At 70.5% G+C, this 21,122-nt stretch carries 24 protein-coding genes and 2 pseudogenes; 12 read left to right on the forward strand and 14 right to left on the reverse strand.

The window, feature by feature from the left end; genetic code table 11:
• Window positions 1-70 precede the first annotated feature (70 nt).
• Together ACU6WZ_RS12085 and ACU6WZ_RS12090 are read right to left on the reverse strand one after the other, a co-directional pair.
• On the reverse strand, window positions 71-1,528 hold the full coding sequence (locus tag ACU6WZ_RS12085) for an aldehyde dehydrogenase family protein (RefSeq protein ID WP_447033269.1): 1,458 nt from the start codon (window positions 1,526-1,528) through the stop codon (window positions 71-73).
• A gap of 63 nt (window positions 1,529-1,591) precedes the next feature.
• Entirely contained in the window at window positions 1,592-2,455 is an 864-nt protein-coding gene (locus ACU6WZ_RS12090) for a Sco1979 family transcriptional regulator (RefSeq protein ID WP_447033270.1), read from the reverse strand.
• A gap of 357 nt (window positions 2,456-2,812) precedes the next feature.
• Between ACU6WZ_RS12090 and ACU6WZ_RS12095 the strand changes: the two genes are divergently transcribed.
• A complete protein-coding gene (locus tag ACU6WZ_RS12095; protein WP_447033271.1) occupies window positions 2,813-3,313 on the forward strand; it encodes an ATP-binding protein in 501 nt (166 codons plus the stop codon).
• A 108-nt stretch (window positions 3,314-3,421) separates the two neighbouring features.
• Here the strand turns inward: ACU6WZ_RS12095 and ACU6WZ_RS12100 are convergent, their stop codons facing one another.
• From ACU6WZ_RS12100 to ACU6WZ_RS12130, 7 genes are all read right to left on the reverse strand, one after another.
• Complete coding sequence (locus ACU6WZ_RS12100; RefSeq protein WP_447033273.1) at window positions 3,422-3,661, reverse strand: DUF397 domain-containing protein; 240 nt, start codon at window positions 3,659-3,661, stop codon at window positions 3,422-3,424.
• Between the two features lie 117 nt (window positions 3,662-3,778).
• Window positions 3,779-4,024, reverse strand: a complete 246-nt coding sequence (rpsR, locus tag ACU6WZ_RS12105; protein WP_447033275.1) for a 30S ribosomal protein S18 — start codon at window positions 4,022-4,024, stop codon at window positions 3,779-3,781.
• Complete coding sequence (locus ACU6WZ_RS12110) at window positions 4,024-5,187, reverse strand: CobW family GTP-binding protein (RefSeq protein ID WP_447033277.1); 1,164 nt, start codon at window positions 5,185-5,187, stop codon at window positions 4,024-4,026. The genes rpsR and ACU6WZ_RS12110 overlap by 1 nt, the downstream gene beginning before the upstream one ends.
• Entirely contained in the window at window positions 5,184-5,444 is a 261-nt protein-coding gene (locus ACU6WZ_RS12115; RefSeq protein ID WP_447033279.1) for a type B 50S ribosomal protein L31, read from the reverse strand. The genes ACU6WZ_RS12110 and ACU6WZ_RS12115 overlap by 4 nt, the downstream gene beginning before the upstream one ends.
• A 42-nt stretch (window positions 5,445-5,486) precedes the next feature.
• Entirely contained in the window at window positions 5,487-5,651 is a 165-nt protein-coding gene (rpmG, locus tag ACU6WZ_RS12120; protein ID WP_447033280.1) for a 50S ribosomal protein L33, read from the reverse strand.
• Between the two features lie 94 nt (window positions 5,652-5,745).
• Window positions 5,746-6,921: a DUF2786 domain-containing protein gene (locus ACU6WZ_RS12125; protein WP_447033281.1), complete on the reverse strand. Its 1,176-nt coding sequence runs from the start codon at window positions 6,919-6,921 to the stop codon at window positions 5,746-5,748.
• A gap of 20 nt (window positions 6,922-6,941) precedes the next feature.
• Window positions 6,942-7,145, reverse strand: coding sequence for a zinc-binding dehydrogenase (locus tag ACU6WZ_RS12130; RefSeq protein WP_447034003.1), 204 nt, complete (start codon window positions 7,143-7,145; stop codon window positions 6,942-6,944).
• Between the two features lie 36 nt (window positions 7,146-7,181).
• On the opposite strand from ACU6WZ_RS12130, the gene ACU6WZ_RS12135 reads away from it, so the two are divergent.
• From ACU6WZ_RS12135 to ACU6WZ_RS12150, 4 genes are all read left to right on the forward strand, one after another.
• On the forward strand, window positions 7,182-8,873 hold the full coding sequence (locus ACU6WZ_RS12135) for a bifunctional 3'-5' exonuclease/DNA polymerase (RefSeq protein WP_447033282.1): 1,692 nt from the start codon (window positions 7,182-7,184) through the stop codon (window positions 8,871-8,873).
• A 59-nt stretch (window positions 8,874-8,932) separates the two neighbouring features.
• A complete protein-coding gene (locus ACU6WZ_RS12140; RefSeq protein WP_447033284.1) occupies window positions 8,933-9,325 on the forward strand; it encodes a DUF6479 family protein in 393 nt (130 codons plus the stop codon).
• Window positions 9,326-9,393: 68 nt separating this feature from the next.
• Entirely contained in the window at window positions 9,394-10,014 is a 621-nt protein-coding gene (locus ACU6WZ_RS12145; protein WP_447033286.1) for a DsbA family protein, read from the forward strand.
• 152 nt (window positions 10,015-10,166) lie between these two features.
• A complete protein-coding gene (locus ACU6WZ_RS12150; RefSeq protein ID WP_447033288.1) occupies window positions 10,167-11,000 on the forward strand; it encodes a VOC family protein in 834 nt (277 codons plus the stop codon).
• Window positions 11,001-11,372: 372 nt separating this feature from the next.
• Here the strand turns inward: ACU6WZ_RS12150 and ACU6WZ_RS12155 are convergent.
• Window positions 11,373-12,112 (reverse strand): annotated as a pseudogene (locus ACU6WZ_RS12155) (FtsX-like permease family protein); the annotation flags it as partial.
• Window positions 12,113-12,290: 178 nt separating this feature from the next.
• Here ACU6WZ_RS12155 and ACU6WZ_RS12160 point away from each other — a divergent pair.
• The gene (locus tag ACU6WZ_RS12160) at window positions 12,291-13,745 is read left to right on the forward strand and encodes a Gfo/Idh/MocA family protein (RefSeq protein ID WP_447033289.1); all 1,455 of its coding nucleotides are present in this window, start codon (window positions 12,291-12,293) and stop codon (window positions 13,743-13,745) included.
• Window positions 13,746-13,801: 56 nt separating this feature from the next.
• Window positions 13,802-14,839 (forward strand): beta-sandwich domain-containing protein, encoded by a 1,038-nt coding sequence (locus tag ACU6WZ_RS12165; RefSeq protein ID WP_447033291.1) that lies wholly within the window; start codon window positions 13,802-13,804, stop codon window positions 14,837-14,839.
• A 70-nt stretch (window positions 14,840-14,909) separates the two neighbouring features.
• On the opposite strand, the gene ACU6WZ_RS12170 is transcribed toward ACU6WZ_RS12165, so the two are convergent.
• Complete coding sequence (locus ACU6WZ_RS12170; protein ID WP_447033292.1) at window positions 14,910-15,710, reverse strand: DeoR/GlpR family DNA-binding transcription regulator; 801 nt, start codon at window positions 15,708-15,710, stop codon at window positions 14,910-14,912.
• A gap of 173 nt (window positions 15,711-15,883) precedes the next feature.
• On the opposite strand from ACU6WZ_RS12170, the gene ACU6WZ_RS12175 reads away from it, so the two are divergent.
• Window positions 15,884-16,900: an SIS domain-containing protein gene (locus ACU6WZ_RS12175; protein ID WP_447033293.1), complete on the forward strand. Its 1,017-nt coding sequence runs from the start codon at window positions 15,884-15,886 to the stop codon at window positions 16,898-16,900.
• Window positions 16,901-16,995: 95 nt separating this feature from the next.
• On the opposite strand, the gene ACU6WZ_RS12180 is transcribed toward ACU6WZ_RS12175, so the two are convergent.
• The 3 genes and pseudogenes from ACU6WZ_RS12180 to ACU6WZ_RS12190 form a co-directional block, all read right to left on the reverse strand.
• Window positions 16,996-17,508, reverse strand: coding sequence for a 2'-5' RNA ligase family protein (locus tag ACU6WZ_RS12180; RefSeq protein WP_447033294.1), 513 nt, complete (start codon window positions 17,506-17,508; stop codon window positions 16,996-16,998).
• An 11-nt stretch (window positions 17,509-17,519) separates the two neighbouring features.
• Window positions 17,520-17,936, reverse strand: coding sequence for a VOC family protein (locus ACU6WZ_RS12185; RefSeq protein ID WP_447033296.1), 417 nt, complete (start codon window positions 17,934-17,936; stop codon window positions 17,520-17,522).
• A 152-nt stretch (window positions 17,937-18,088) separates the two neighbouring features.
• Window positions 18,089-18,672: pseudogene (locus ACU6WZ_RS12190) on the reverse strand (amino acid transporter); the annotation flags it as partial.
• Here ACU6WZ_RS12190 and ACU6WZ_RS12195 point away from each other — a divergent pair.
• The 4 genes from ACU6WZ_RS12195 (at window position 18,645) to ACU6WZ_RS12210 (ending at window position 21,099) form a co-directional block, all read left to right on the forward strand.
• A complete protein-coding gene (locus ACU6WZ_RS12195) occupies window positions 18,645-18,965 on the forward strand; it encodes a hypothetical protein (RefSeq protein ID WP_447033298.1) in 321 nt (106 codons plus the stop codon). The pseudogene ACU6WZ_RS12190 and the gene ACU6WZ_RS12195 sit on opposite strands and share 28 nt — an antisense overlap.
• 217 nt (window positions 18,966-19,182) lie before the next feature.
• The gene (locus ACU6WZ_RS12200) at window positions 19,183-19,608 is read left to right on the forward strand and encodes a class I SAM-dependent methyltransferase (protein ID WP_447033299.1); all 426 of its coding nucleotides are present in this window, start codon (window positions 19,183-19,185) and stop codon (window positions 19,606-19,608) included.
• Between the two features lie 124 nt (window positions 19,609-19,732).
• Window positions 19,733-20,221 carry a hypothetical protein gene (locus tag ACU6WZ_RS12205; protein ID WP_447033300.1) on the forward strand — a complete coding sequence of 163 codons (489 nt, stop codon included), beginning with the start codon at window positions 19,733-19,735 and terminating at the stop codon, window positions 20,219-20,221.
• 176 nt (window positions 20,222-20,397) lie between these two features.
• Window positions 20,398-21,099 (forward strand): Crp/Fnr family transcriptional regulator, encoded by a 702-nt coding sequence (locus ACU6WZ_RS12210; protein ID WP_447033301.1) that lies wholly within the window; start codon window positions 20,398-20,400, stop codon window positions 21,097-21,099.
• Window positions 21,100-21,122 lie beyond the last annotated feature (23 nt).

Here is a 21,122-nt window from a genome sequence, read left to right on the forward strand (position 1 = left end):
CGCCTACTCAATTTTGACTAGAGTAGCCGGTCGGGTACCTGCGCGGTCCGCGAGGCGAGGGCAGCCGTCCTCAGAACGGGAACTTCGTCCGTCCGTGCTGCACCGAGATCCACTTCTGCGTGGTGAAGGCCTCCACCGCCGAGTCACCGTTCAGCCGCCCCAGCCCCGAGAGCTTCTCGCCGCCGAACGCCACTTGCGGCTCGTCGTGCACGGTCGAGTCGTTGACGTGCATCATTCCCGTCTCGACGCGCTGGGCGAACCGCACACCCCGCTCCAGGTTCGCCGTGTGGACGGCCCCGCTCAGCCCGTACTGGCTGTCGTTGGCGATACGCAGCGCCTCTTCCTCGCCGTCGAAGGGCAGCAGCAGCACCACGGGGCCGAAGATCTCCTGGGACAGGATCGAGGAGTCGGCCGGCAGCCCGCTCAGTACGGTCGGCTCGACGAGGTTGCCGCGCGTAGACCCCCGCACGAGCGCCGTCGCGCCCTCGGCGAGCGCCTGCTCCACCAGGCCCGTCAGCGCTTCCGCCTGGAAGGCGTTGATGACCGGGCCGATGTGGGTCCGCGAGTCGGCCGGGTCGCCGGTCACCAGGGTGCGTACCTTCGCGACGAACTTCGCTGTGAACTCGGCTTCGACGGTCCGGTCCACCAGCACCCGGTTGGCCGCCATGCAGACCTGGCCCTGATAGACGAAGCGGCTGAAGACGGCGGCTTCGACGGCGTAGTCGATGTCCGCGTCGTCGAGCACGACCAGCGCGCTGTTGCCACTCAGCTCCAGGACCGACCGCTTGAACTGACCGGCGGCGACTGCGGCGACATGCCGCCCCACCTTGTCGGAGCCGGCGAAGGAGATCACCTTCGGCACCCGGTGCTCTATCAGCGCGTCACCGATCTCCGCGATGTCCGTGACCAGCACGTTGAGCAGCCCGGCCGGGAGGCCCGCGTCCTCGAAGATCTTCGCGATCAGCCCGCCGCCGACGACCGGGGTGTTCTGGTTGGGCTTGATCACCACGGCGTTGCCGAGCGCGAGAGCCGGGGCGACCGACTTGAGCGTCACCAGGAAGGGGAAGTTGAAGGGGCTGATGACCCCGACGACGCCCACCGGCAGCCGGTAGACACGATTCTCCTTGCCCTGCACGGGCGAGGGCAGGATGGTCCCCTGGGCCCGCAGGGCGGTCTGCATCGCCTCGCGCAGGAACTCCTGGGCGAGGCGGACCTCGTACGCCGCCTTCACCCGCGTACCGCCGAGCTCGTCGATGATCGCCTCGACGATCTCGTCCTCGCGGTCCTGAGTGATCCGCAGGGCACGCTCGATCACGTCCCTGCGCCGGTACGCGCTCACCGCCGCCCACGCCGGCTGGGCGCGCTCGGCCGCCAGGTAGGCCTGGTCGACCTCGTCCACCGACGCCACCGTGATCGCGGCGAGCTTCTCCCCGTCGTACGGGTTGAAGTCGATGATGTCCCACGAGCCGCTGCCGGTCCGCCACTCGCCGTCGATGTACTGATGGGCCAGGTCGGTGAAGAAGGACATGCGATCCCTTACTGCAAGGCGTACAGGTGCAGACTCCTGATGAGACGTCATGGTACGTGGGCCCTAGCTGAGTTGGAGCAGACCGCGGAGAACGTCCCGGGACTCCGCCGGACTCGGGCTGTCCTTCTGCAGGCGCGCCATCACGTTCTCGTACTGCGCGACCTCCTCGCGCTTGTCCAGATACAGCGCGCTGGTCAGCTGCTCCAGGTACACGAGGTCGGACAGATCCGACTCGGGGAACCGAAGCACGGTGAACGCGCCACTCTCCCCCGCGTGGCCGCCGAAGCTGAACGGCATCACCTGAAGCGTGACATTGGGCTGCTCCGACACCTCTATGAGGTGCTGCAACTGCCCACGCATCACGGCCCGGTCGCCGTACGGACGGCGCAGGGCGGCCTCGTCGAGTACGGCGTGCAGATGCGGCGCGCGCTCCGACACGAGCACCTTCTGGCGCTCCAGGCGCAGCGCGACCCTGCGGTCGATCTCGGCGGCCGAGGCGTGCGGCATGCCACGGGAGACGACCGCGTGCGCGTAGCTCTCCGTCTGCAACAGCCCGTGCACGAACTGGACTTCGTAGATCCGGATGAGGGAGGCGGCACCTTCGAGGCCGATGTACGTCTGGAACCAGCCCGGCAGCACATCGCCGAAGCTGTGCCACCAGCCGGCCACGTTGGCCTCCCGCGCGAGCCCCAGCAGGGAGTCGCGCTCCGTGCCGTCCGTGACGCCGTACAGCGTCAGCAGATCCTCGACGTCCCTGGCCTTGAAGCTCACCCGTCCCAACTCCATGCGGCTGATCTTCGATTCGGATGCTCGGATCGAGTAGCCGGCCGCTTCGCGGGTGACACCACGCGACTCACGCAACCGCCTGAGCTGGGATCCCAGCAGGATGCGCCGCACCACAGAGCCGCTCGACTCGCCTGCGGTCACTTCTCCGGCCCTCCCCTGTACGACAGTTCAGAAGCGGAGCGTCTCCCCCCGGGGCCCCAGGAGCCGCAGTCTGCCATTAAAACGCTCCGCTTCGTACTCACCCGATTACGGAGATGGCAGGAGAGTGCGAGGCGCCGAAAGAGGCCTCGGGAAAAAATGGTGCACTACCGTCACAGGGTGGGACAGGATCGGCGCGTGCACGTGCATCTGCCCTTGCATCTGCTCCGCGCATTCGGAAGCATGGTCCGCGCACACCTGCATGCTCTTCTGTGCTGACGCTGTTTTGTGCTGGCTGCTTTGTGCTGACGCTGTACTACCGCCGTATCGCAACGACCGCGAATCCCGGGAGTGCCTCGCATGGGGATGAATGGATCGACCATGCTCGAGCCGTTACGGCAGGGCCTTCCACCCATCGACCCCGCAGCGGTCTCCAGCTCCGCCTCATGCGCCCTGCCTCCGCGGTACGAAGCGGTGCGCGGAGCACGGCAGTTCACCCAGGCGACGCTGACCCAGTGGGAGCTCGGCGACTGCTTCGACGACGTTGCCCTGGTCGTCTCCGAGCTCGTCACCAACGCGTTGCGGCACGCGCTGCCGTCCGACACCCCGCGCGCCAACGAGCAGGATCCTCCCGTCCGGCTGCACCTGATGCGCTGGACCTCGCGCCTGGTGTGTGCCGTACGCGACCCCAGCCACGAGAGCCCGGTGGCGGGCGAGAGCGACGACTTCTCGGCGGAGTCGGGCCGTGGGCTGTTCCTGGTGGACTCGTTCAGCGACAGCTGGGGGTGGCACCCGCTCGCGGGGACGCTGAGCGGCAAGGTGGTGTGGGCGCTGTTCCGGCTCCCGCCTGCGGAGGCGTAGTACGCGTACTGCGCCTCCGCAGGCGGGGCCGTGTACTGCTGCCAGCCGGGCCGCGTTGCGCTGCCACCCGGCCCGCGTACTGCCGTCACCCGGGGCCGCGTACTGCCGTCAGCCGCCGGTCAGGTGGTCGAACTCGCCGTCCTTGACGCCCAGCAGCATCGCCTCGATCTCCGCAGGCGTGTACACCAGCGCGGGCCCGTCGGGATGCCGCGAATTGCGCACCGCCACATTCCCTCCCGGCAATTTGGCGAACTCCACGCAGGAGCCCTGCGAGTTGCTGCGCCTGCTCTTCTGCCAGACCACACCGTGAAGCTCTGTGGCCGCCATGCCGTTGTACGCGTGGTGCACAGGTCGCTCCCGGAAAGTGCAGATGTCAACTGCCCCGGATCATAGCTTTGTTCACTTGCTGATGCATGGGCAGATGCACGTGCACGCCGGGTGCCGTCCCGGTTACAGACATCCCGATCAGCGCGGCGCGTACGGCAGCAGGGCCATCTCCCTGGCGTTTTTCACCGCCCGCGCCAGCTGCCGCTGCTGACGGGCCGAGACCCTTGTCACACGCCGGCTGCGGATCTTCCCCCGGTCCGAAATGAACTTCCGCAGCAGATCGGTGTCCTTGTGGTCAATGTACGTAATCTTCGCCTCGTCCAGCGGATTAGGACGGGGCTTGAGGGGCTTACGCCCGTCATTACCTCGGGATGTACGGGGCATCAGGCCTCCAGAAGAGAATCGAAAGCGGGCGGCAGACGCTTCCACGCGTCACGCCCCGCCGCGTATTCGGCGTCGGTCAGCAAGCAGGATTCGAGGAGCGCTTCAAGCCCGTCACGGTCGAGTCCGGGCGAGGTGAACACCAGGTGCTGGCAGCAGTCCCCGTGCTCGGGGTGCCAGTCGAGCGCGGCCGCCGCCCTGCGTACGGGCGGGACCATCTCCCACGCCGCGTCCGGCAGCGACGCCAGCCACGGCCCCGCGCTCTCCACGCACAGCGCGCCGCCCGCCGCGTCCCACGCCATCAGGGTGTCCGGGCGGTCGGCCAGCCAGAAACGGCCCCGGCTGCGGGCCGCGGCGCACGTCAGGTCCTCCAGCGCCTCGTACAGCCGCTCCGGGTGGAACGGACGGTCCCGGTGCCACACCAGCGTGCCGACCCCGTTCTCCTGCGCCTCCTGCGGAAGCAGTGCGCACGCCGGGTGCTGGCGGGCCGCCGCTGCCTCGAGGTCGAAGCCCGCGAAGGCCGCCTCCGCCAGGGCCCCGGTCGGCCCACCGGGGGACGCCCGGACCCGGCGGGCCGTCGGATGCAGCTGCGCGAGCAGCGCCTCGTCCTGCTCGTCCGCCTCGTCGCTGTCGACCACCACGAGGACGGGGGCGTACTCCAGCTGGCGCACCCAGGTGTCTGCGACCGTGCGCTGGTCGGTCGCGGCGGCGGCCAGTCCTGCCTCGGCCAGGTCGTCGCCGCAGCCGAGGCAGGGCAGCAGCAGCGCGGGATCGACGGCCGTGATGACGGCCGTCAGATCGAGTACGTCGCCGCCGTGCGCGACCACGACCTCGGCCATCGCCTTGGGCTCGACCGAGTCCCACAGCTCGACCACCGCGAGCCGGGTGAGGCCGCCGTCGGCCAGCCGTTCCAGCTCGGGGACGAGGTCCTCGCGCAGCGCGCAGCAGGCGCAGTCGTTGACCAGCGGGGCATCGCCGGACGCGGTCTCGCCGCTCGCGTCGCGGACCGTGCGCCGCACTGTTCCCGCGGCGGCCGTCGACAGGTCGTGGTGCACGGCGACGCTGCCGGGCACCGTGCGCAGCAGTTGCTCGACGACCTCCTTGCGGGCGTCGGAGTGCAGGCCGCCGACGATGGCGACGGGCAGCTTGGGGTGGCCGCCGCTCACTGGAGCGGCGCCTTGCTCGCCCCGTAGCGGCGCTCGAAGCGCTCCACTCGGCCTGCCGTGTCCAGGACGCGCGCGGTGCCCGTGTAGAAGGGGTGGCTCTGCGAGGAGATCTCGACGTCGACCACGGCGTACGTCCGACCGTCCTCCCACTCCACCGTCTTGTCACTGGTCATCGTGGAACGGGTGAGGAAGGCGAAGCCGCCGGCCTTGTCGCGGAAGACGACCGGGGCGTACGGGGGGTGGATCGCGGGCTGCATGCTGGATGCCCCTTTCTTTGCTGTGTTCTTCGCTGTGGGCGTTCAGCGTTCTTCGCGGAAGTCGACGTGCCGGCGCAGCACCGGGTCGAACTTGCGGAGGGTCATGCGGTCGGGGTTGTTGCGGCGGTTCTTGCGGGTCACGTAGGTGTAGCCGGTTCCGGCGGTGGACCTGATCTTGATGATCGGGCGGAGTTCGTTGCGGGCCATGTGGGGAGTATATGGAAATGGTTCTCGTTTTCAAGTGGCGCTCATGGCTGTCCGCTGTCCGTGGTCCATGGAGGAGCGCCGCTGGGCTGCCCGGTCAGGGGGCCAGGGGGTGGTGGGGGCGCACGTGGGCCTTGTTGGCCGCCGCCGTGCCCTGGTCCCAGCCCATCTGGTCGGTCGCGCCGCGCAGGCGGGTGGTCGTCGTCTGCGGGAACATGCGGTCCGCGCGGTCCTCCACTGCCACGTCACGCGCCGCGAGCACCGGCAGCAGTGCGCTGCCGGCCTCTTCCGTGACGTGCTCGGTGGCCTCCGAGAGGCGCTGGCCGATGCGGCTGGCGTACGCCGTGAGGAACGTCTGGCGGAACGTCTTCGTGCGCCGCCGGCCCGCCGCGCGCTGGGCCGCCTCCGCCCGGGTCATCGCGGCCGAGCACTGGAGCAGGAGCGAGGTGTAGAGCAACTCGACCGCTTCCAGGTCGGGTTCGAAGCCGACCACCGTGGTGAAGCCGAAGCTGCCGTTCCAGACGGCTCGGCAGCGGTTCGCTGTGGCGGCGGCGTCCAGCAGGATCGCCTTGGCCGTCTCGTACGGGGCGTCGACGCCGATCCGGCAGGCGGACGGGGTGGTGTCCGAGTCGCCGCGGGCGGCGAGCAGCGCCTCGTCGATGCTGTGGCGCGCCATCAGCTCCTGCGCCTTGCCGGTGAGCGCCTCCGCCTCGTCCGGGTAGTCGGTCGCCTCGGCCTTGGCGAGCAGGGCCCGGATGCGGGTGAGCATGCGCGGCTCGCCGGGCGTGGGCAGGTGGTGGCGTACGTCCGTGCCCGGGGGCGGGGCCACGGACTCGATCGCGGGGATGCGCACGAGGACGCGGAACAGTTCGAGGAGGGCTGTGGCGAGCGAGAAACGGTCCGCCTTCTCGCGGCGGGTGAGTGCGTCGGCGTAGCGCTCGTCGCTGTCCCACCAGGCTGTGGTCGCCCGCAGGTCGCGCAGCTGGGCTTCCCAGCGTGGTGTGTGGCGCGGGTAGCGGCGGTTCTCGGCGGCGATCAGGTCGGCGGCGATGCGGATGTGCCGCTCGTCGAGGTCGCGGCGTACGAGACGGATCAGGTCGGCGGGCTGCCAGCCGCGCTCCCAGGCCTGGCGTACGTACTCCTCGCCCCGGCGCAGCAGTTCACGGCCGGCCTCGGGCCAGGGGGCGGCGGCGAGGAGTGAGGCGCCCAGGTCGAGACCGGCGTCGCCTTCGGCGTACACCGCCGCGGATATGGCTTTCTCGACCTGCTGCATGTCCGCAATGGTGACAGGCGTCAGGGAAGGAGTACCAGTTTGCCTCCCGCGTGACCCGACTCGCTCTGCTCCTGCGCCTCGGCCGCCTGCGCGAGTGGGTAGGCGCGCGACGGTGGCTTGCACCGGTGCTCCTTCTCGGCCGTGGTCGCCGGTCGGTGCCGATCCTGCCCGTCACGGCGGCGGCCCGCCTGCGGAGCGCGGCCGTTGTCAGCGGCCGTTGTCAGGCGCCGTTGTCAGTGGTGGGTGCCAGACTCGGATCCATGAGTGATCGCTGGGCCGTCGCCGCTGCCGACGGGGGTGGGGCGCTGCTCGTGCCGCTGGGGCCCGGCGGCCGGCCGGCCGGTGAGGTGCGGGCGGAACCGGACCTCGTGGCGGCGGTCGGGTCCCGGCCCGAGGTGGGGAGGTGGGTGTGGCGGTCGACTGCCGAGATGTACCCCCGGCTGCTCGCCGGCGGGGTGCGCGTGGAGCGGTGTTACGACGTGGAGGACGCGGAATCGCTGCTTCTGGGCCACGAGGGGCGCCACGGCGAGCCGCGCTCGGCGGCCGCCGCCTGGGCCAGGCTGCACGGCCGGCCCGTACCCCCCGATCCGCCGCAGCGGGCCGCCGAGCCCGGTTCGCAGTCCTCGCTGTTCGAGCCGCAGCCGACGCCGGTGCCCTTCGACGGCCTGCTGGAGGTGTACGCCGATCAGCAGCGCAGGCACGGCGCCGCCGAGCACCCCGACCGGATGCGGTTGCTGACCGCCGCCGAGTCGGCCGGGATGCTGGTGGCCGCCGAGATGAACGGGGCGGGGCTGCCCTGGCGGGCCGACGTGCACCGGGCGGTCCTGGAGGAACTGCTCGGCGAACGGTACGCGGGCGGCGGCGAGCCGCGCCGGATGGCGGAGCTGGCGGACGCGGTGTCGGCCGCGTTCGGGCGGCGGGTGCGGCCCGAGCTGCCCGCGGACGTGATCAAGGCGTTCGCGGTGGCCGGGATCAAGGTGAGGTCGACGCGGCGGTGGGAGCTGGCGGAGGTCGACCATCCGGCGGTGGAGCCGCTGATCGCGTACAAGAAGCTCTACCGGATCTACACGGCGCACGGATGGGGCTGGCTCCAGGACTGGGTGCGCGGCGGGCGCTTCCGACCGCAGTACCTGCCGGGCGGGACGATCACCGGGCGGTGGGTCACCAACGGCGGCGGCGCGCTCCAGATCCCGAAGGTGATCCGGCGGGCGGTGATCGCCGACCCGGGGTGGCGGCTCGTGGTCGCGGACGCGGATCAGATGGAACCGCGGGTCCTGGCGGCGATCTCGCGCGATCCGGGGCTGATGGAGGTGGCCGGGCACCCCGGCGACCTTTACAAGGCGGTGTCCGACCGGGCCTTCGCCGGTGACCGCGACATGGCGAAGATCGCCGTCCTCGGCGCGGTGTACGGGCAGACCTCCGGGGACGGCCTGAAGAACCTCGCCGCGCTGCGAAGACGGTTCCCGCACGCGGTCGCGTATGTGGACGACGCGGCGCGTGCGGGTGAGGAGAAGCGGCTCGTACGGACCTGGCTGGGCCGGACCTGCCCACCGGCGGCGGGTTCCGGCGACGACGGGGAAGCGGGCCTGCCGCAGGAGGGGGACGGGGAGCGGGAGGGCGGGTGGGGGTTCACTCCGGGGTACGCGTCGACGAACGCCCGCGCGCGGGGCCGTTTCACCCGCAACTTCGTGGTGCAGGGCAGCGCCGCCGACTGGGCGCTGCTGATGCTGGCGGCGCTGCGCCAGTCGCTCAGGGCGGCGGATCTGCGGGCGGATCTGGTCTTCTTCCAGCACGACGAGGTGATCGTGCACTGCCCCGAGGCGGAGGCCCCGGCGGTCGCGGAGGCGATCCGCGCGGCGGGCGATCTGGCGGGGCGTATCGCCTTCGGTGACACGCCCGTGCGGTTCCCGTTCAGCACCGCGATCGTGGAGTGCTACGCCGACGCCAAGTGACGCCCGGTTTCACCTGTACGGCCGCTCATGAGTCGGCCGCCCCTGGGTATTGGCCCGGCATGAACGCACTCCAGCTCATGAGCCCCACGGCCGCGAGTGACCTGGTCATCGGCATCGGACCGTTCGTGGCGGGTCTGATCGTGACGGCCGCCTTGATCACCGCCGTCTGGTTGGGCATCCGCGTACGCAGGCGCGAGCCCGCCCCTCCCCGGCCCGACGAGCACCCGCACCGCCCGACCGGCTCGGGCCCGCCGGAGGTCCTGGAGCACCGGGAGCCCGACGAGATGCCCAGGGACGGCGGCCGCCTCACCCCGCACGAGCTGCACCACAGCGGCAACGCCTCCGGCAGGGCGAAGACCGACAGCGAGGGCGATCCGGAGGACCCGGAGAAGCGGGAGCCGTGGAGCGGCAATTCCGGCGGCGCGTTCGGCAGTGGCGGCCCCGGCCGCTGAGCCGCGCAAATGATGCGCTTCCCGCCGCCCCGTGCGTAGCTGGGCGGTGAGGAAGAAGGAGACGCGTCATGGCCGACCGCTCAGGGCTCCCGATGCCGGTGCCCGACCACACGACCGGTGCCGGCGGACTGGTCGTTCCGTACGGCCCCGCTCACGACGTGCCGGTGCTGGCCGTCTACGAAGACCCCCGCTGCCCTTACTGCGCGGACATGGAACGCACCGCGGGCCCCACGGTCCGCGCCCTCGCCGACGACGGCCGGCTGAGCATCGACTACCACTTCGCCGCCTTCCTGGACTGCATGCTCGGCGGGCGGGGCTCGAAGCTCGCCCTGGCCGCGCTCGGCGCGGCCGTCAACGAAGGCCAGGCCGAGTTCAAGGCACTGCACGAGGCGCTGTACGCGAACCAGCCCGCCGAGAGCGACGACGCGTACGGCGACACAGCGAACCTGCTGGCGGTCGCCAGGACCGTCCCCGGTCTCACCTCCGACGCGTTCAGGCAGGCTGTGGTGGACGGCACCTACCTCCCGTGGGCCACGGCGGTGGCCGACTCCTTCGGCAGCAGCGGCGTACGCGGCACCCCTTCCCTGCGGCTGAACGGCCGCTCGGTGCACGCCTTCACCAAGGAGGGGCGAATGCTCTCGGGCCCCGAGGTGGCCCGGCAGATCGAGGAAGCACTCGCGGTGCCGTAGCTGTCGGTGGCTGTGGGCGGCTGTCAGTGGCAGAAGGGCTGCCGTGACTGGACGTTGACGTCGGCGCGCGATTGTCAGTGGTGGGTGACAGGCTGAAATCACAGGCTGAATTCACTGGCTGAGTCCACAGCGCATCTTCGAGAGGAAGCGTCATGATCACCACCGACTTCGTGCCCGGCTCACCGTGCTGGATCGACATCGGCGCCCAGGATGTCCCCGCTGCCGCCGCGTTCTACGGCTCGGTGTTCGACTGGGAGTTCCAGCCGTACGAACCTGACGGGTCGGAGCCCGCCGACGCCCCCGAAGCGGGCCAGTACGGCACCTTCAAGCTGGGCGGCAAGACCATCGCCGGAATCGGCCTGCTCACCGAGGAGGGCGCCCGCCCGGCCTGGATGATCTACTTCAGCACCGCCGACGCCGACGCCGCGGCCGCGACCGTCGAGGCGTCCGGCGGCAAGGTGCGGGTCCCACCGATGGACGCGGGCGGCGAGGGCCGGATGGCGCAGTTCACCGATCCGCAGGGCGGCCAGTTCGCCGTCTGGCAGCCGCTGACCGATCCGGGCATGGGCGCCGTGGACCAGCCCGGCACCCTGTGCTGGATCGAGCTCGCCACCACTGATGCGGCCGCCGCCAAGGAGTTCTACGACGGCCTGTTCCGCTGGCAGATCCAGGACATGGAGATGCCGGGCGGTGGCGGGGTCTACTCGATGATCACGCCGCCGGGTCTCGCCCCGGAGCGCATGCACGGCGGCATCATGGAGCTGCCGGCCGACGCGTTCGCCCTGACCGGCGGCCTCCCGTACTGGCACCCGGTGTTCCAAGTCGCGGACTGCGACACCACCGTCGCCAAGGTCACCAAGAACGGCGGCAGCCTGCGCGTGGGTCCGGAGGACGCGGAAGGGGTGGGACGGATGGCCGTGTGCCTCGACCCGTCCGACGCGGAGTTCGTGGTGCTGACCCCGACGCCCGGAGCCACCGGGGGCTGACGGGGCCGGGCGCGAGGGCCTCCAGGTCTAGGGGGTGTCTGACAATTCCCCGCGGCGTCGCGACGCCCGGCACGCACGCTCGCAGCGTTGCCGAAAAGCCCCAGTAGCTCCGCTGCGAGGACTGTCCGGCGCCTTGCGATCGCACGCACCGGACGCCGCTCCTTGACCCACGGGGAATTGTCAGACACCCCCTAGCTTGAGATTTAACCTCGCCGCTCGAACACGACCGCAAGTCGGCTTCACGGAACCAGCATGCGCACCGTTTGTCCCGACTTGCTTAGATTTCCGACTGTGCTGCGGAGCCTGCTCGTGCGGCAGGAAGGGCTGGTCGGAGCTGTTCGAATCCGGAGGTTAAATCTCAAGCTAGCGCGCGATGATGCCGACGACCACGAGATTGAGCCTCTCCAGGTTCTCGTCGTCGACGGACTTCGTGAGGCCGCACTCGCGTCGCTCTCCACCGCTTGCATGTACAGCGTGGCCGTCGCCATTCCGGTGAACAGGATCAGCGGCATCAGTACGCCCGACAGCTCCCCGGCGCGTCGGCGCGTCGGCGCGTCGGCGCGTCGGCGCAGAGTACGTACGGTCAGGTAACCGCTCGCGCCGGCCAGGACTTCGGCCGGGCGGCCCAGCCGACCCAGCAGGGCGCGCAGCAGCGCCGGTGAGAACACGGCGCAGCCCGCCGCCAGTGCGATCGCACCGTACGCCGCCGGGGCCATCGCCATCGGGTCCGTGCCATCCATGGTGAGGGTGGTGAGCACGGCGCCGCCGCCGACGGCGAGCGCACCGTATCCGGCGAGTGCCCGGCCCCGGCCACCGGTGGCGCGTCCGCCGGCGGCCGCCTGCGGCTTGGCGGCACGGCGGACGGCGAGGAAGGCGGCGCCCATCGGGGCGAGGAGTGCGATGCCCACACCGGAGGTGAGCGCGATGGGGCCGAACGCGCACTCGACGCTCTCGGCGACCTGACCGCTGCGCTGGAACATCCGCAGCAGGGCCCGTCCGGCGAGCATCGCGAGAACGATCGCGAGGAGTGCGCCGGCCAGGCCGACCAGGGCCGCTTCTCCGACGATCATCCGCTTGACCTGTGCCGGAGTCGCACCAGTGGAGCGCAACAGCCCTGGGGGTGCACCTGGGGACACCGTCTTCGACCAGCCGCGTGCACCCTCGTGCAGCCGAATGCTTGATTCTGTTCGCAACGCCCTTCCTGCGAGCACCTATTGACATGCATCGGGCGCTCCCGCGAGAGTCGTCCCCGCCAGTGATGCCGGTCACGCAACTAGGAGCGTTGTCGCCATGCCTGAAATCCCCGCAGTCTCACGCCGTTTGGTCCTCGGAGGAACGCTGGCCACCGGAGCGCTCGCGGCCGGGATCGGATCGGCCTCGGGCGCGGCAGCGGCGCCGGCGCCCGCAGCCGCTGCCGCCGCTTCACCGCTCGCCGCGCCGCCGGGCCGCAAGCCCGGCCAGAAGTCGATGGTCAACGTGGCCTTCGCGCCGTACAAGACCGTGCGCGTCGGCGTGATCGGGCTCGGCAACCGGGGTTCGGGCATGACCACCGGGTGGTCCGTGGTCCCCGGCTGTGTCGTGACGGCCGTCTGCGACATACGCGCCGACCGGGCGAAGCGCACCGCCGACCAGCTCGTCGCCAAGGGCAAGCCGCGCCCCGCCGAGTTCGGCGGCTCGGCCGGCTCGTACAAGGAGATGCTGGAGCGCGACGACATCGACCTCGTGTACATCGCGACGCCCTGGGAATTCCACTACGAGCAGGGCAAGGCGGCGCTGCTGTCCGGCCGGCACGCCGTCGTGGAACTGCCGATAGCCACCGAACTGAGCCAGCTGTGGGACCTGGTCGACACGTCGGAGCGCACCCGCAACAACCTGATGCTCGCCGAGAACTGCAGTTACGGCCGCAACGAGCTGGCCATGCTGAAAATGGCGCACGAGGGCCTCTTCGGCGACATCACCAACGGCCACGGCGGCTACCTGCACGACCTGCGCGAGCTGCTCTTCTCGAACACGTACTACACCGACTCGTGGCGCCGCCTCTGGCACACCCGCAGCACCGCGTCCTTCTACGCCATGCACGGGCTGGCCCCGATCGCCGCGGCCATGGACATCAACCGCGGCGACCGGATGACGACGCTCAAGGCGACGGCGACCGCGCCGAAGGGGCTCGCCGACTACCGGGAGCGGTTCGTCCCGAGGTCGCACCCGTCGTGGAACGAGACGTACATCAACGGCGACCTGGTCAGCTGCTCGATCGAGACGGCCAAGGGCCGCATGATCCGGGCCGAGCACGATGTGAGCTCGCCCCGGCCGTACAGCCGGATCAACACCATCGCGGGCAGCCGCGGCATCTTCGAGGACTACGCGGGCACGTCGTCGACGGGCGGTCGGGTCTACGTCGAGCCGGACCACAGCGGGCACTCCTGGCGCGACTTCGACACTTACCGCAAGGAGTTCGACCACTGGCTGTGGAAGAAGATCGGCGACGACGCCGCGAACAACGGGGGCCACGGCGGCATGGACTACGTCCTGCAGTGGCGCACGGTGCAGCTGATGCGGGCGGGACTGGTCCCGGACATCGACGTGTACGACTCGGCGGCCTGGTGCGCGCCCGTCCCCCTGAGTGTCATGTCCCTGGAAAACAAGGGCGGTCCGGTCGCGGTGCCGGACTTCACGCGCGGCGCGTGGGTGAACCTGCGCCCCGGCCTCGACTCGCGCAGCAGTGAGATGCCGCCGGTCGCGTAGGTACGTACGTCCTCCCGTCCATCGCGCGTCCAGCGTCCCTTTCGAAGGAGCAGGCAGTGAGACCAGTCCGACTGATCAGTCCGCTCAGATCCATGGCCGTGGCGGTCGCGGCCACGATCGCGCTCGTCCCCGCCGCGCAGACAGCGGTGGCCGCGCCCGAGATCACGTCCGAGACCGCGTCCGAGACCGCGTCCTATGCGGTGACCGAGGCGGTGACCGAGGTGAGCGTCGCAGCGGTCGATCTCGACGGTCCGGCGATCCGGGAGGTGAAGGTCACCGTCAAGAACGCGGGCCCCCAGCGCCTGCGTTCACTGAAGGTCTCGTTCGCGGGGCCGGTGGGCTGGGCGGTCCAGCCGTCCGTTCGCAGTCTGGACGGGTCGTTCGCGGCAGGCGCGTCGGCCGCTGCGACGTTCCAGGTCCAAGTCCCCGAGCAGCGGCCCGGTTTCGTGATCCGTACGTTCAAGGCGACCGCGACGTACAAGGGCGGCGACGGCAAGGGCGCGGCGACCGGCACCCGTACCGAGCGCAGCGGATCGCCGCAGGCGAATCTGGCCGCGGCATACAACAACGTGGCGATCACCGACGAGTCCGCCACGAAGGCCGGGAACTACGACGGCGGCGGCAACAGCTTCTCGGCGCAGAAACTCGCCGCCGTCGGCCTGACGCCGGGCTCCACAGTCAACGCGCTGGGCGCCGAACTGACCTGGCCCGACGTGCCGGCCGGCACCAGGGACAACGTGTCGAGCGCCGGACAGGCCGTGGCGCTGAGCGGCAAGGGCGGCAAGCTGGTGTTCCTCGGCTCGGGCGTCACCAGCGGCGCCACCGGCAGTGCCACCGTGCACTACACCGACGGAAGCTCCAGCAGCGGCTCGTTCGGCTTCCCCAACTGGTCGTTCGACCCGGTCACGGCCCACGGTGCGACGCTCGTCGCATCGACCGACGGCCGAAACCGCCAGGACGGGTACGGCAACGCCACCGTGAAGTACAGCGTCTTCGCCCACTCGGTGCCGCTCGACACAGCCAAGACCGTCGATTTCGTGGTGCTGCCGTCGAACGCCAACGTCCACATCTTCGACATGGCGATCGCTCCCTGACCCGCGACCGCGTGGGGGCGGGCGTGTGAGGCGGGCGTGGGGGCGGTCGGCAGCGGGGGCCGCGGGACGCTCAGACGGTGACCACCTTGATCCCGGCGTCAGTGAGTCGGCCGGCCGCCTCCGCGGAAATCGCGGAGTCGGTCACCACGACGTCGATGCGGTCGAGGCCGCAGATCCGGGCGAAGGCGCGCTTGCCCATCTTGGAGGAGTCCGTGACGACGACGACCCGGTGCGCGCGTTCGGCGAACAGCCGGCTGACGCTCGCCTCGTCCTCCTGATGCGCCATCACACCCAGGTCGGGATCGAGGCCGTCGACTCCGAGGATGACGACATCCAGCACCACTTCGTTGAGCACGCCCATGGTCAGAGGCCCGACCAGCTCGTACGTCTGGGGCCTGGCCACCCCGCCGGTGACCACGATCTTGATCTGCGGGCGGACGGCGAGCTCGCTCGCGATGTTGAGCGCGTTGGTCACCACGGTGAGAACGGGGCCGGTGCCACCGGCGGCCGAGCCCCGCAGCCCGCTACCGGTCCTCAGCGCCAGGGCGCGGGCGACCTCCGTCGTGGTCGTGCCTCCGTTGAGCCCCACCACGTCGCCGTCGGCCACCAAATCGGCCACGGCGGCCGCGATCCGCTGCTTCTCGGACGCGTGCCGCGACGACTTGTAGCGCAGGGGCAGCTCGTACGACACCCCGTGGGCGATCGCGCCGCCGCGGGTCCGCACGAGCATCTGCTGCTCCGCGAGCTCGTCGAGGTCCCTGCGGATGGTGGCCGCGGAGACCTCCAGGGTGGTGGCGGCCTCCTCGACCTCCAGCCTGCCCTCGGCGGCCAGCAGCTCCAGCAGCGCGCTCCACCGCTCATGTTTGGACATGGGCTGATGGTAACGCGCAGCTACGACACGCCCCCAAAGTCCACGAATCCCTACAAGCCTGCCTGGACTGCGAGTTCTGCTTCAGGGATACTGCGCGAGACGTCAGAAGAGCGCTCGAATGTGCTTGCAGAAGCCAGCTTGTGAGCAAGTTCAATCATCTGGGGGTATGACCCATGCCTGTGTCCGCCGCGGATTCCTCCCGCACCAGCTCCCACACCCCGCCCCGCAGCGCGTCTCGCACCGCGGCCGAGATCGCCACCCAGCCCGCCACCTGGGCCCGGGCCGCTGAGTCGCTTCCCCGGCACACCGCCGCCCTGCCCCGCCGGGGCGAGCGGGTCGCGGTGATCGGCTGCGGAACCTCCTGGTTCATGGCCCAGGCGTACGCGGTCCTGCGCGAGAGCGGCGGCCACGGCGAGACCGACGCCTTCGCCGCCTCCGAGTTCCCCTACCGCGACGGCTACGACCGCATCCTCGCGATCACCCGATCCGGCACCACGACGGAGGTGCTGGAGGTACTGGGCCGGGTGAAGGGCAGGGTGCCCACCGGCGCGATCACCGCCGACCCGGCCACGCCCGTCATGGGGATGGCGGACGCCGTCGCCGTGCTGGATTTCGCCGACGAGGAGTCGGTGGTGCAGACCCGCTTCGCCACCACCGTCCTCGCCCTGCTGCGGGCCCACTTGGAGGCCGAGGGCGCACTGCCCGCCGGCGTACGGCCGCTGGCGGAGGCGATCGGGGATGCCGACCGGGCGCTCACCGTACCGCTGGGTCCGGAGGTGCTCGCGGCCGAGCAGTTCACCTTCCTCGGCACCGGCTGGACGTACGGTCTCGCGCTGGAGGCGGGGCTGAAGATGCGTGAGGCGGCCGGCGCCTGGACGGAGGCGTACCCGGCCATGGAGTACCGGCACGGGCCGATCAGCATCACGGGCCCCGGCAGGGTGGCGTGGATCTTCGGCGGGCTGCCGGAGGGGCTGGCCGACGACGTGCTGCGCGTCGGGGGGACAGTAACCGCCGAGTCAGCGGGCGCCGGGGCGGCCGGGGGCGCGGTGGCCGGGCCGGACCTGGACCCGCTCGCCGACCTGATCCGCGCGCAGCGCCTGGCGGTCGCCCTCGCCGAGTCCCGCGGCTACGACCCGGACAAGCCCCGCAATCTCACCCGGTCCGTGATCCTGGCGGGCGGCGCGGCGTAACGGCCGGCTCAGGTGCGGCGTATCGGCCTGTGCCGGGGCGGCGTAGCGCCCTGAGCCGGGGCGGCGTAGCGCCCTGAGCCGGGGCGGCGGACCCCTCAGCTCCGGCCCAGCGGGAACACCGCCCGGTTCTGCCACCCGTCACCCGCCCTGACGATCAGGTGCACCGCCCCGACGCGGGCGGTCACCGGCAGGGCGGGCGCGTAACGGGCCTGAAGGGCGTCGTACGCGGACATGAAGGTGTCCGGGCCCTCGTCGTTGGCGAGCGTCAGATGAGGGTCGAGTCCCTCACCGAAGATCCCCCGGTAGGGCACCGCTTCGGGCCAGCGCCCGGTGAGTTCCTTGGTGAGCGCCCGTACGGGGTCGTGCGGGCGGGGGTCGAGGTAGAGGACGCCGGGGTAGCGCCCGAACTCGGCGAAGGACAGATCGAAGGGGTCGTGGGAGCGGAACAGTTCCACCAGCTCGCGCTGGACCGCCCGGTCGATCCGGCTGTCGTGCAGGAACGGGTAGAGCACGGTGACATGGGCGGGGAACCCGGCCGTGACGAGCGGGTCGAGCTGGGGAACCTTGATCGTGAACGCGGTGTCCCCCGCGATGTCGGGCCATCCCACTGACGTTCCCCCTACTCCTCGAAGTGGCCGGGCGCGAGACTGCGCAAAACACAGAACTCGTTGCCCTCCGGGTCGGCGAGTACGGTCCAGCTCTCGTCCTTCGGAGCGCCCACGTCGATACGGCGCGCCCCGAGCGCGAGCAGCCGTTCCACCTCGGCGTCCTGGCCGCGGTCGATGGGGCAGACGTCGAGATGGAGGCGGTTCTTGCGGTCCGGGCCCTTGGCCGACTCGCTACGGGCGAAGACGAGTTGCGGGGCCACGGCCCGGCCGCGGAGTTCGTCCAGCGGTGCGAACGCGGCAGGCCCGATCTCGACGAGTTCGCCGTCCCGGTCCTCGTGGACGGTGTAGTCCAGTGCGGAGCACCAGAAGGCCGCGAGCGTGCGCGGTGCGCGGCATTCGACGACGAGCTGCTCGAAACGGCTGGCCATGCGCGGATCGCCTCCGTGGCGTCGGGGTGGGCCCCCAGGATCCCACCGCGCCTCCCCGGTGCCTCCTGGCGCCTCCCCGGTGCTGGTGCCGGTGCCGGTGCCCGCCGCAGGTCACGTCCGATCCGCCCGGCAAAGCCTGGAGCGAATCCGCGTCATCCCACGTGGATACGGGGGCGTCGGGAGATGTCGGACTCGGCCCGGCGCAGGACCTCACGGGTGACCGGTGCGACTTCGCCGTCACCGAAGACGAGGAAACGCAACAGGTGACCGAGCTGGTGCCCCTCAGTCCAGTTGAAGTACGCGTGCGGGACCCTGCCGGTCCGGTCGCGGAGCTTCATCAGGACGGCCGCGATGGTGTTGGGCACCGCGGCGCTCTCCACCTTCAGGATGCGCGCCCCGTAACGTTCCTCGCCCACAACCGCCACATCGGCGGTGAAGTCCGACGAGTCCGCACGTTGACCTCCAGGAACAGGACCGGCCTGCCGTCGGGGATGTGGGTCTCCTCGCGCTGGCTGTACTCCTTTTCCCGGTACTCCTTCGCATCCCGCTCGTCCGGTTCGTTGGCGATGATCCGCAGGGGTCCGGAGTCCGCCGCCTCGTCGACGAGCCGGCACGCGGTCTCGTCCAGTACGACGTTGACGGCGCGGAGTTCGAACGCGCGGTGGACGCGGGAGACGAAGGAGGTCAGGAGGATTCCGAGGACGAAAAGTGAGGCGATCTTCAGGCCGTCAGGACGCCACCCACTCAGGGCGCCATGTGGAGTTCGATCCGCTGAACCGGCTCACCAACCCCGACGTCATCAAACTCATCAACGCCCAGCGACCGCAGTGGTTCCGGCCAGGCGACTTCTTCCCGGTCCCCTGCTGCTTCCCGGCCTGCCGCTCCATCACCTACCTGCTGGTGGAGGGAGAACCGGGCAGCAGCACCGTCCTGCCCATCCCGCGACTGCTGCACGTCGAGGACTACATCGACTACGTCACCAACCGCGTCATGCCCGATGCCGGTATCCGCGAAGCGCCCTCACCCTGAGCCCGGGTGAGCGAGTGCTCGATGTCGCGTCCGGCCGCGGCACCACGGCACTGCTCCTCGCCGACGCCTACGACGCGGACGTGGAGGGCGTCGACTACTCCGCCGCCAACACCGCCCTTGACCAGGGAGCGGCCCAGGCGGCAGGGCTGGCGGAGAAGGCCCACTCACCGCCGGGGACGCGGAACAACTCCCCCATCCGGACGGCGTCTTCAGCGCGGTGGTCTGTGAGTGCGCGCTGTGCACCTTCCCCGACAAGACGAAAGCGGCCGCCGACTTCGCCCGCGTCCTGCGCCCCGGCGGCCGGCTCGGCCTCACCGACGTGACCACCCAGCCCGACCGGCTCCCGCCCGAACTGACCTCTCTCGGCGCCCGCATTGCGTGCATCGCCAACGCCCGCCCCCTGGCCGAGTACGCCCAGATCCTGGCCGTCGCAGGACTTCGCACCGTGCACACCGAGTCCCACGACCACACCCTTGTGTGCATGATCGACCAGATCGAGGCGAGGCTGAACCTGCTGCGCATGACCTCCCTGGACAGGCTCAGCGCCGTCGGCCTCGACCTCGATGCCGCCCCGGCGGTCCTCGACGCGGCCCGCATGGCCATCGCCGACGGCGCCCTCGGCTACGCCTGCTCATCGCCGTGAAGTCGCCCTGACATCCGAGCGGGACTACCGCCTGGTAGGTAACGGCCCTCACATACCTGCACGGGCCACCGGACCTAGCGTCGGAACCGCCACAGCCATTAGCGGTACGAGGAGGACGTTCACGATGACAACCGCCACGCAGCTCTCCCCCAGAACCGCCGTGATCCCGGTGCATGGGGCTTGGGGCGCCGCCGCCGGCCTGGTCGGAGGCGTCGGAATGGGCATCTGGATGTCGGTGTCCAAGCCAATGGCGGACACCGCGATGATCACGATGGTCGCCGGCCTCCTCGGCTCGACAAACGCCGCCGCCGGGTGGCTGATCCACCTCTCCATCGCACTCTTCGCCGGCATCACCTTCGGCGCCCTGCTGGGGCAGTTCGCCCTCCGGATGGCGCCCGCTGCAGTCCTCGGCCTGGTCTACGGCGCCGTCTGGTGGTTCATCGGCGCCCTGTGGATCATGCCCGCGAACATGGGCATGCCGGTCTTCGAGTGGAACGACGTCACCAGCTCCAGCCTCGGCGCCCACCTGGTGTTCGGGCTGCTCGCCGGACTGACCTTCGCGGCGATCGCCCGGGCGATGGGCAAACAGCGCACCAGCCGGGCCGGAGGATGAGGCAGAGAACACCCGCGTCGACGCCCGGCCTCGGCGCACCGCCCCGGGATGCGGTACCGGCCGGCAGCCCACCGGACGGCTACTGTCTGGCCGACGGCGCGGAGGCGCTGGCGAGCCCCGCGTGGGGCGCCGCGCCCCCGCCCTGGGCACCGGGACGACGCGAGGAGACGCACCACATGACCGACGCTGGTGAGGATGCCGAGAACACTCGGTGCATCTCCGAAGTGGACATCTTCCGCGACCTCAACGAACGGGAAATGGACGCCATCGCAGCCGCGGCGCCGATGAAGACCTACGCCGCGGGCGAACTGCTGTACTCCCCGGCTCAGCCGAGCGAGGTGCTGTTCATCCTCAAACGCGGCCGCATCCGCATCTTCCGCGTATCTGCCGACGGCCGCGCCCTGACCTGCGCGATCATCGCACCGGGCACCATCTTCGGCGAGATGGCCCTGCTCGGCCAGCGCATGTACGACAACTTCGCCGAGGCCCTCGACGAGGTCACCGTGTGCGTGATGAGCCGCGCCGACGTCCGCCGCTTCCTGCTCTCCGACGCGAGGATCTCCGCCCGTATCACCGAAATCCTCGGCCGCCGCCTCATCGACCTCGAACAGCGCCTGTCCGACAGCGTCTTCAAATCCGTACCCCAGCGCATCGCCACCACGCTGCTGACCCTCGCCGCCGAGAACCAGCCCCGCATGCTCAGCACCCGCAGCCCGCAGATCGCCCTCACACACCAGCAGATCGCCGCCCTGGCCGGAACCTCCCGCGAAACCACCACCAAGGTCCTGCGCGAGTACGCCGGCCAAGGTCTGATCCGACTCGCCAGAGGCCGCATCACCGTCCTCGACACCGATCGGCTGAAGGACCAGGCGGGCTGACGTCACCGAATCGTAAGAACACC

Source organism: Streptomyces hypolithicus (genome assembly GCF_052934925.1).